Raw genomic sequence first — 8465 nt, 5'->3', positions numbered from 1 at the left:
CCCCCCGGGTCGGGGGCCCCGCACCCCCAAAAAAAACCCAACCATATCCCCCCCCCCCCCCCCCCCCACCCCCGCCCCCCCCCTGCGGGGCGAGCCACCCTCTCCCACAAGGGGAGAGGGGAACTGTCAGCGCGGCTCGACAGCGATGTTGCTAAACTCACGCCTCGCCGCGCAGCCAGGCTTTCATCTTCTGCAACAGACCGTGCCGCAACTCGCCCACCGAGGCCGCTTCAGCCGGTGTCAGTGTCTGCAAAGCTGCGTCGACCTCGTTGGTTGCCAGCGTCGGCTCGGGCGCGGACGACGATGCAAGCCCCGCCGCCGCAAGCGCGATCGGGCCAACCTGGGTCAGGAACACACGCTCGTACTCGCGCGACAGGCGCGCGAGCGCGTCTTCCAGCGTGAGCCAGTCGACTGCCTTGATGTCGTTCATCAGCTTGCGGACCGGACCGTCCCCGGCCTCCATCCGCCAGAAATGTACGACCTTGGAACGTCCGCCCGACTGATAGACGAGCGTGCCCAAAAATTCGTGGATGGCGACCTCGTGACCGGTCTCTTCCAGCACCTCGCGATGCGCGGCTTGCTTCGGCGTCTCGCCGTCGTCGAGCTTGCCCTTGGGCAAAACCCATTCGTTGCGCTTGCGCTGGCGCACGACGGCGATCAGCGGCGGCGCACCTTGCCGCAGCACAATACCACCCGCCGCCATGACCGGCGCCCGTGCCATCACCGAATCCGTCGTAGAAAAGTCCCCACGAACGATATAGGCGGCCGACGCGGCGGATTGAAGGCTAGTTTTTTCTCAGCAACGCTTGACCCGCGCGAATGCGCGTGCCTTCGGCGATGCCGTCGCAGAAGGTGAAATCGCCGGGCGCGAGGATGATGATGGTCGAGCCATGCTCGAACCAGCCGAGCTCCTCGCCCTTGCTCACGTTGACGTCGCAGGGAAAATTGACCGGCCCCCTCGTCTGCGCATTCAGCACCATGTCGAGGAAGTGCAGCCGGACGCTTGCGACCAGGATCGCTGCGACCGGGACCAGCGTCACGGCTTCGCCAGTTGATAGACGCGTGCGGATCACCGCGCGTTCGTTCTTGCAGAAGAGACGCTCAACCCGCTTCAGCGCGATCGGGTTGACGTTCCAGACGTCGCCATGGATCAGCGTGACGCGCTCGATATGTGCGTCAAAGGGCGCATGGAAGCGATGATACATGCTCGAGGTCAGCCGCAGCGTGACGAAGGAGCCGTTGCGGTGCTGATCGACAAGGGCGGAATCGCCGAGCAGATCGAGCAGCGAGTACGGCGCGCCCTTGACCTGGAACAGCTCGGTGTCGGCGATCCGGCCATGGGCGCCGACGATGCCGTCGGACGGACTGGCGACAATCGAGGGGTCCGGATCAAAGGGCCGCAGGCCGGGCTTGAGCTCCCGGGTGAAGCAGTCGTGCAGACTCTTGAAATGGGTCTTGCGCGCCTCCGACAGATCGAGGTCGGAGAACAGCTTCCACAGCGCGATGGAGCCGTCCCGCACCAGCGGGTTCTCGATCTTGGAGAACCAGCCCATGAAGCGGGTTAGCGCGGCGCGGGGGATGCGGTTGGTCAGCAGGAAGTTGAGGTCTTCCTGCTGGGTGAAAGAGGCGATGAGGGCTTTGACTGTCATGAATCTGTCAGCTCGCAGTATTAGCGCTTGTTGTCATGGAAACGACACTCCCGATTCTTTCTTTGTCCGTGGCCGCCGCAGCGTCCGCTGCCGCCGCCTTCCCGAAGATCAAGGCGCGGATCGCATTGTCCCGCGCCAAGCACCGCTCGCTCGCCGGGCACTCCAAGATGTCGCGCCGCGTGGCCAGGCTGCTTCCGTTCTACGAATTCGAAGGCGATGCGTACTTCGCCTGCGACGGCGCGCCGGCGAACATCGCAGGCCTGCGCAAGGACGGCTTCTTCCGTCTCGCGCGCCTCTACGCCGAGCGCTACCCCAAGGGCCGCGCGATGACGAAGGAAGCGGCGGAAAAGATCTCCGACCTGCACTTCACCGAAACCTACCGCGTGCCGTTCCAGTTCTCGCGTCTCGTCCGCGAGCATTTGGGCACCTCGACCTTCGTGGAGTCGTCGCGCGGCGTCACCGTCACCGATGTCGATGGCAACACCTCCTACGACCTCACGGGGTCCTACGGCGTCAACATCTTCGGCAACGACTTCTACAAGGAGTGCATCGAGGGCTCCGAGAAGCGCGCGCACGCGCTTGGACCGGTGCTCGGCCCCTACCACCCCGTCATCCTCGATAACGTGGCGCGGCTGTGCCAGATCTCGGGCCTCGACGAAGTGTCCTTCCACATGTCCGGCACCGAAGCCGTGATGCAGGCGGTGCGGCTTGCGCGCTATCACACCCGGCGCACCCATCTCGTTCGTTTCGCCGGCGCCTACCATGGCTGGTGGGGCGACGTGCAGCCCGGCGTCGGCAATCCGATCACCGCGCACGAGACCTACACCCTCGCCGAGATGTCGGAGAAGACGCTGCACGTGCTGCGGACGCGCAAGGACATTGCCTGCGTGCTGGTCAACCCGCTGCAGGGGCTGCATCCGAACGGCAACGCGCCCGGCGATTCCTCGCTGGTCGATTCCTCCCGCGGCGGCAATTTCGACCGCGCCGCCTACACCGAGTGGCTCAAGAAGCTGCGCGAGGTCTGCGACGAGCGCGGCATCGTGCTGATCTTCGACGAGGTCTTCGTCGGCTTCCGCCTCGCCGCAGGCGGCGCCCAGGAGTACTTCGGCGTGCGCGCCGACATGGTGACCTACGGCAAGAGCCTCGCCGGCGGCCTGCCGGTCGGCGTGGTCTGCGGCAGACGCGAGCTGATGCGCCGCTTCCGCGACGATCGTCCCGCCGACGTCTGCTTCGCCCGCGGCACCTTCAACTCGCATCCCTACGTCATGACGGCGATGGACGAGTTTCTGAGCCGGCTCGCCAGCCCGAACTTCCGTGCCGTCTATGAAGGGTTGGATGAGACCTGGAATGAGCGCGCGGAAAAGCTCAACCGGATGATGACGGAGGCCGACCTGCCGGTGCGGTTCGCAAACTTCTCGTCGATCTGGACGGTGAAATACACCACGCCGTCCCGTTACAACTGGATGCTGCAATATTACCTGCGCGCCGAAGGCCTGTCCCTGAGCTGGGTCGGCACCGGCCGGCTGATCTTCAGCCTGAACTACACCGATGCCGATTTCGCCGAGGTCGCCGAGCGTTTCGTCCGCGCGGCCGAGAAGATGAAGGCCGACGGCTTCTGGTGGCACGATGGCGTCCTCACCAACAAGACCATCAAGCGGCATATCCTGAAAGAGATGCTGGCCAAGCGCTTCGGGCGCTGAGGTCGATTCTCCCCTCCAAGCCACAGTCGTTCCGGGGCAGCTCGAAGAGCCGAACCCGGAACCTCGAGATTCCGGGTCTGGTCCTTCGGACCATCCCGGAATGACGGTGTTTGCGGCCTCGAGCGATCTCACTTCCGCGCACGCGGGGAGGGGCGAAGAAGCTCCCAAAGCGTGGATGCCCGGGACGAGCCCGGGCATGACGCAACCATCAGACATCGGAGGCCTTGGTGAGAACGGCGCGCTCAGGCGTGCTGCTCTTCGAGCGTGGGCTCGCCGATCAGGCCCAGCGTGTGCTCGGGGTTGAGGTGCAGGCCGGGATCCATCAGCTCACCACGCATCAGCGCCAGCGGCGCGTTGCGGTAGAGCATCAAATCGTGGAAGGGATCAGTCAGGATCTTCGTCATCCAGACGAGGCCGGTCTCGACGTCGCGGATGAAGAACAGGTGCACCGTGCGGAACAGGAGGCCACCGCCGCCGACGACGAGCCAGATCTTGGCGACCTGCCGCATGAAGTCGGTCGCGCCCGCCCAGGGCGTGAACAGTCCGAACAGCGTGGGATCGACGACGAGCACCAGCGGCGACAGCGCCCAGATCGACATCAGCACCACCTTGCGCTGAAGATTGTAGCCGACCTTGATCTCTTCCTTGTGCTCGTGCGTCGCCTGGTTGAGCTGGTCGTAGCCGTGCGGCTCGAAGAAGAAATGACCGGCCTGGCGCGAGGTCATCGAGACCAGCCAGCCGACCAGCGCCGATACCATGGGATCGATGAACAGCCAGACATAGGCGAACAGGAAGCTCAGCGCACTGACGAAGTGCAGGGCCTGATTGATGCGGCTGTGGTGATAGTAGCGATGGTCGTCCCAGCGCTGGATCCGCAGCTGCTCGAGATAGTTCTTGATCATGCTCTCCCCCAAATGCTTTCGGGTTCAGAATTTACAGAGATTCGATGTAGGCCGTGTGACATCATCATTTTGTCATGTGACGATGTGCAGCGACGCGGTGACGCACGGGTTACGCTCTATCCCCTCGTCCTGAGGAGCTTGCGAAGCAAGCGTCTCGAAGGGCGAGGCCCGCCTGGTGATAGCCGGGCCTCTATGATTCGAGACGGCGCTTGCGCGCCTCCTCACGATGAGGAGCAACAGTCAAGCCGCCTTCTTCAAGCCGCCTTGGCGACGTCGATCTTGCGGAAGCGCACCAGCGAGAAATGACCGAGCGGCGGAATCAGGCGGCGCTCGGCGAGCTCGATGCCGGCGGCACCCGCCAGCCATTTGGCATAGCGCGACCAGGCGAACTCCGCGGTGCGGAAGCCGAGCGGACGCACCACCGGCTGCAGCTTCTGCTCGATGAAGCGGCGCATGCCGGTATCGGCGCTGACGCGCGTCAGGATGATCAGCTCGCCGCCCGGGCGCAGCACGCGGGCGAATTCGTCCAGCGCGACTTCCGGATTCGGCACGGCGGTGACGACGTATTGCGCCATCACGACGTCGAAGGAGTTGTCGGGGAATTCGAGCTTCTCGGCATCCATAACCGCGAGGCCTTCGACGTTCTCTAGGCCGCCCTCTGCGACGCGCTGGCGCGCCTTGTCGAGCATCGCCTCCGAGATGTCGGTGCCGAAAATGCGCAGATGCGGCGCGTAGAGCGGCAGCGAGATGCCGGTGCCGACGCCGACCTCGAGCACCCGGCCGCCGATCTTGTTGGTGGCGGCGATCGCGGCCTGCCGGCCCTTGGCGAACACGCCTCCGAACACGAGGTCGTAGACCGGCGCCCAGCGGTCATAGGCCTGCTCGACCGTGCCACGGGTGAGGTCGAGCTGCTGCGTGCCGTCAAGGTTCATGATCTTAGCCATCGATGAGGTTCTCGCTGTGGGTCAAACGTTGGGGTCAACCGCGCACAGGCCGCCGCGCCATGCGAGGCGAGGCGCGCAAGGCGCGGCTGGGCTGAAGTGAGGTGAGGTTGCCGACGAACTGGCGCGCGCTGTTTTCCCAGGAACGCTCCAGCGCGAAATTGCGGCAAGTCTCGCGCGACATGGTGAGCGCGCGCAGGCACGCGGCGCGCAGATCGTGGTCGATCGCGCCGATCGGATGATCGGCGATGACGTCCTTCGGACCCGTTACCGGAAACGCCGCAACCGGCGTGCCGCAGGCGAGCGCTTCGAGCTGCACCACGCCGAACGTGTCGGTCAGGCTCGGAAACACGAACACGTCGGCGGCGGCGAGATGCGCGGTGAGATCCGCACCCTTCTTCTCGCCGAGAAACACAACGTCCGGATATTTCTTTTCGAGCGCAGCCTTCTGCGGTCCGTCGCCGATGACGATCTTGGTGCCGGGCAGGTCGAGCGAGAGGAACGCTTCGAGATTCTTCTCCACCGCAACGCGGCCCATCGTCATGAAGATCGGCCCGGGCAGATCGAGCTTGGCCGGCGAGTCGGGATGGAACAGCTCGGTGTTGACACCGCGCGTCCAGAAGCCGAGCCGCTTGAAGCCGCGCTCGGAGAGCTCCTGCCGCAGCGAGGGCGTCGCCACCATGGTCATGGCGGCGGCATCATGGAAGTGGCGCAGCACGGCATAGCCGACGCTCGCCGGAATGCCGGTCCGCACCGAGACGTATTCGGGAAAGCGCGTGGTGTAGGACGTGGTGAAGGCGAGCCGGTTGCGACGGCAATAAGCCCGCGCCGACCAGCCGATCGGCCCTTCGGTCGCGATGTGCAGCGCCTCGGGCGCCGCCTTCTCGATCCGCCGCGCAATCTCCTTCCCGCTCGGCAGCGCAATGCGCAGCCCCGGATAGGTCGGCAACGGCCACGAACGAAAGCCGTCCGGCGTCAGGAAGTCGATCTCGACATCCAATGCCTTGGCCGCGCCAGCCAGCGAGGTCAGCGTCCGGACCACACCGTTGACCTGCGGATGCCAGGCGTCAGTCGCGATTAATACCCGCATGGGGAAATCCCGAGATTTTTATGATTCTCGGCTTTGGACCATCAACCACGGATATTTCAGGCGTGTGACGTCATGGAAGTGTCGGCCCGCTGTTTTGTTCGTTAACGGGTCTGCGCAGCCACGAAACCGTCATGAAACAATCCTTGCCGCCATGAAGCCGTTTTCGGTTTTCCGCGCAAACGTCCCGAAACTTCTTTCCGTTAGTGATTTACGCAACAGAGCACCGAAACGGTGCCGGGGTGACCAAGAAACACCGCGCAGACAGGGGCGACCAATGATCAATCTGGAGACGTTGAGGACTTATTCGCGCGCCGTTGCGTTTGGCGCAGTGGCTGTCACCGCGATCGCGTTCGCCGGCCCGGCCAAGGCCGCGCCCGTGCAGCTCTTCCCCTTCTTCCAGCCGCTGCCGCCGATCGCAGCGCCGCAGCCGTACCAGCCCTATCAAGCCACGCCCTATCAGGCCGCGCCGTCCGAAGATCACGACGCTGTCGAAATGCCGGCCCGCTTCCGCCGCCAGACCGTCTCCTATGCGACGCGTGAGGCGCCCGGCACCATCATCATCGATACGCCCAACACCTATCTCTATCTCGTGCTCGGCAACGGCCAGGCGATGCGCTACGGCATCGGCGTCGGCCGCGACGGCTTCACCTGGTCCGGCACCCAGTCGGTGACCAAGAAGGCGGAGTGGCCGGATTGGACCCCGCCGCCGGAGATGATCGCCCGCCAGCCTTATCTGCCGCGCCACATGGCCGGCGGTCCCGGCAATCCGCTCGGCGCCCGCGCCATGTATCTCGGCGGCACCATCTATCGCATCCACGGCACCAACGCGCCCGATACCATCGGCAAGCACGTCTCCTCCGGCTGCATCCGCCTGACCAATGACGACGTCTCGGATCTCTACTCCCGCGTCAACGTCGGCACCAAGGTGATCGTGCTGCCGATGACGGAGCGCCGCGCAGATCTCGGAGCCGCAACGCGCTAAGCGACAGGACATTGTGACGCAAACGGCCCCGGAACCCACCGGGGCCGTTTTCGTTGGCCCTCGGCATCCCGACGCGCGCGTGCTGCGGCGCGATCCCCGATGGAGGCGCGAATGCAATCGCGTCCGCAATCGCCGCAAGGCACATGGCTGCGCGTGTTCGCCGGCGCAGTGGCACTGCTGCCGACCGCGCCCGCCTCGCGCGCACAGCAGCCGGCGAGCGACGACACAGCCCAGCAAGCCTTCAACAATTCCTGCCGAACCTGCCACTCGGTGAAAGAGGGCGACAATCGTCTAGGCCCCAACCTCAATAAAATCGTCGGACGCAAGGCCGGCTCGCTGCCGAACTACAATTATTCCTCCTCGATGAAGGAAGCCGGCTTCATCTGGGACCAGGACAAACTCACCCGCTTCATGGTCAAGCCGGACGAGGTCGTATCCGGTAACAAGATGCAGCCCTATGGCGGCGTCTCGGCGGAAGAAGCGGGCAGGATCGTTGCTTATTTGCAGGCGGCGTCGAGCTCACAATAGCAGGCCCGGCGCACCGCTTTGGTTAGCATTGGAAATCGCGGCATATCCTTCGAGACGGCCGCGATGCGGCCTCCTCAGGATGAGGGCTGAACGCGCAGCCGCTAACCGTTCAAAGCGTTTGCACGAAGCGCTTGCACCAAGTCAGGGATGCCAGTTAGCCTCATGCTGAGGAGACCGCGAAGCGGTCGTCTCGAAGCACGAGGCGGGCCCCATGACAGAAGGCGCGTGGCTCTACGTTCTCAGATGCTCAGACGGCAGCTACTACATCGGAACGACGCGCACCGAGCTTGAGATCAGAATTGCGCAGCACAACGCCGGCACGTTCGATGGCTACACGAAGTCTCGCCGGCCTGTGACGTTGGTCTACTCGCAATGGTTCGACAGAATCACCGACGCGATCGAGTGCGAGCGCAAACTCAAGAAATGGAGCCGCGCCAAGAAAGAAGCCTTCATGCGCGGCGATTTTGCTGAGCTGCATGAATTGGCCAAGCGCGGATCTCACCATCCTTCGAGACGCCCGCCTGCGGCGGGCCCTCAGGATGAGGGCGGAGTGTGAGGCACGATTGCGAGTCGCAAGTCGCGAGATCCCAGTTAGCCTCATCCTGAGAGGGTGAGAATCTTTCGTCTAAACGGGCATTTGCCGTAGCCGCTTTGCTATGATTCGATGACGGGG

The 8465-nt window shown here is 64.2% G+C and carries 9 protein-coding genes; 4 read left to right on the top strand and 5 right to left on the bottom strand.

The genetic code is table 11. The features are described from left to right. Window positions 1–157 precede the first annotated feature (157 nt). Both AC0L2J_RS33000 and asd read right to left on the bottom strand, forming a co-directional pair. Window positions 158–721: an NUDIX hydrolase gene (locus tag AC0L2J_RS33000; protein WP_473395758.1), complete on the bottom strand. Its 564-nt coding sequence runs from the start codon at window positions 719–721 to the stop codon at window positions 158–160. A gap of 64 nt (window positions 722–785) precedes the next feature. Then, complete coding sequence (gene asd, locus AC0L2J_RS32995; protein WP_473395757.1) at window positions 786–1649, bottom strand: archaetidylserine decarboxylase; 864 nt, start codon at window positions 1647–1649, stop codon at window positions 786–788. A 35-nt stretch (window positions 1650–1684) separates the two neighbouring features. Between asd and AC0L2J_RS32990 the strand changes: the two genes are divergently transcribed. Next, window positions 1685–3349 (top strand): aminotransferase class III-fold pyridoxal phosphate-dependent enzyme, encoded by a 1665-nt coding sequence (locus AC0L2J_RS32990; RefSeq protein WP_473395756.1) that lies wholly within the window; start codon window positions 1685–1687, stop codon window positions 3347–3349. Window positions 3350–3591: 242 nt separating this feature from the next. On the opposite strand, the gene AC0L2J_RS32985 is transcribed toward AC0L2J_RS32990, so the two are convergent. The 3 genes from AC0L2J_RS32985 to AC0L2J_RS32975 form a co-directional block, all read right to left on the bottom strand. Beyond that, a complete protein-coding gene (locus AC0L2J_RS32985; RefSeq protein ID WP_473395755.1) occupies window positions 3592–4251 on the bottom strand; it encodes a hypothetical protein in 660 nt (219 codons plus the stop codon). Window positions 4252–4505: 254 nt separating this feature from the next. After that, window positions 4506–5195 carry a class I SAM-dependent methyltransferase gene (locus AC0L2J_RS32980; RefSeq protein ID WP_473395754.1) on the bottom strand — a complete coding sequence of 230 codons (690 nt, stop codon included), beginning with the start codon at window positions 5193–5195 and terminating at the stop codon, window positions 4506–4508. 34 nt (window positions 5196–5229) lie between these two features. Continuing rightward, window positions 5230–6282, bottom strand: coding sequence for a glycosyltransferase family 4 protein (locus AC0L2J_RS32975; protein WP_473395753.1), 1053 nt, complete (start codon window positions 6280–6282; stop codon window positions 5230–5232). 274 nt (window positions 6283–6556) lie between these two features. Here AC0L2J_RS32975 and AC0L2J_RS32970 point away from each other — a divergent pair, with 274 nt between their 5' ends. The 3 genes from AC0L2J_RS32970 to AC0L2J_RS32960 all read left to right on the top strand — a co-directional run bounded on the left by AC0L2J_RS32970 (window position 6557) and on the right by AC0L2J_RS32960 (window position 8348). After that, window positions 6557–7264 (top strand): L,D-transpeptidase, encoded by a 708-nt coding sequence (locus AC0L2J_RS32970; RefSeq protein ID WP_473395752.1) that lies wholly within the window; start codon window positions 6557–6559, stop codon window positions 7262–7264. A 111-nt stretch (window positions 7265–7375) separates the two neighbouring features. Continuing rightward, a complete protein-coding gene (locus AC0L2J_RS32965; protein ID WP_473395751.1) occupies window positions 7376–7792 on the top strand; it encodes a c-type cytochrome in 417 nt (138 codons plus the stop codon). Between the two features lie 211 nt (window positions 7793–8003). Then, a complete protein-coding gene (locus AC0L2J_RS32960; protein ID WP_473395750.1) occupies window positions 8004–8348 on the top strand; it encodes a GIY-YIG nuclease family protein in 345 nt (114 codons plus the stop codon). The last annotated feature ends 117 nt before the right edge of the window (window positions 8349–8465 follow it).

It is taken from the genome of Bradyrhizobium sp. MV1.5 (assembly GCF_055807615.1).
The sequence above is the reverse complement of the archived record's forward strand: the minus strand, read 5'-3'. Positions and strand labels throughout refer to the sequence as shown.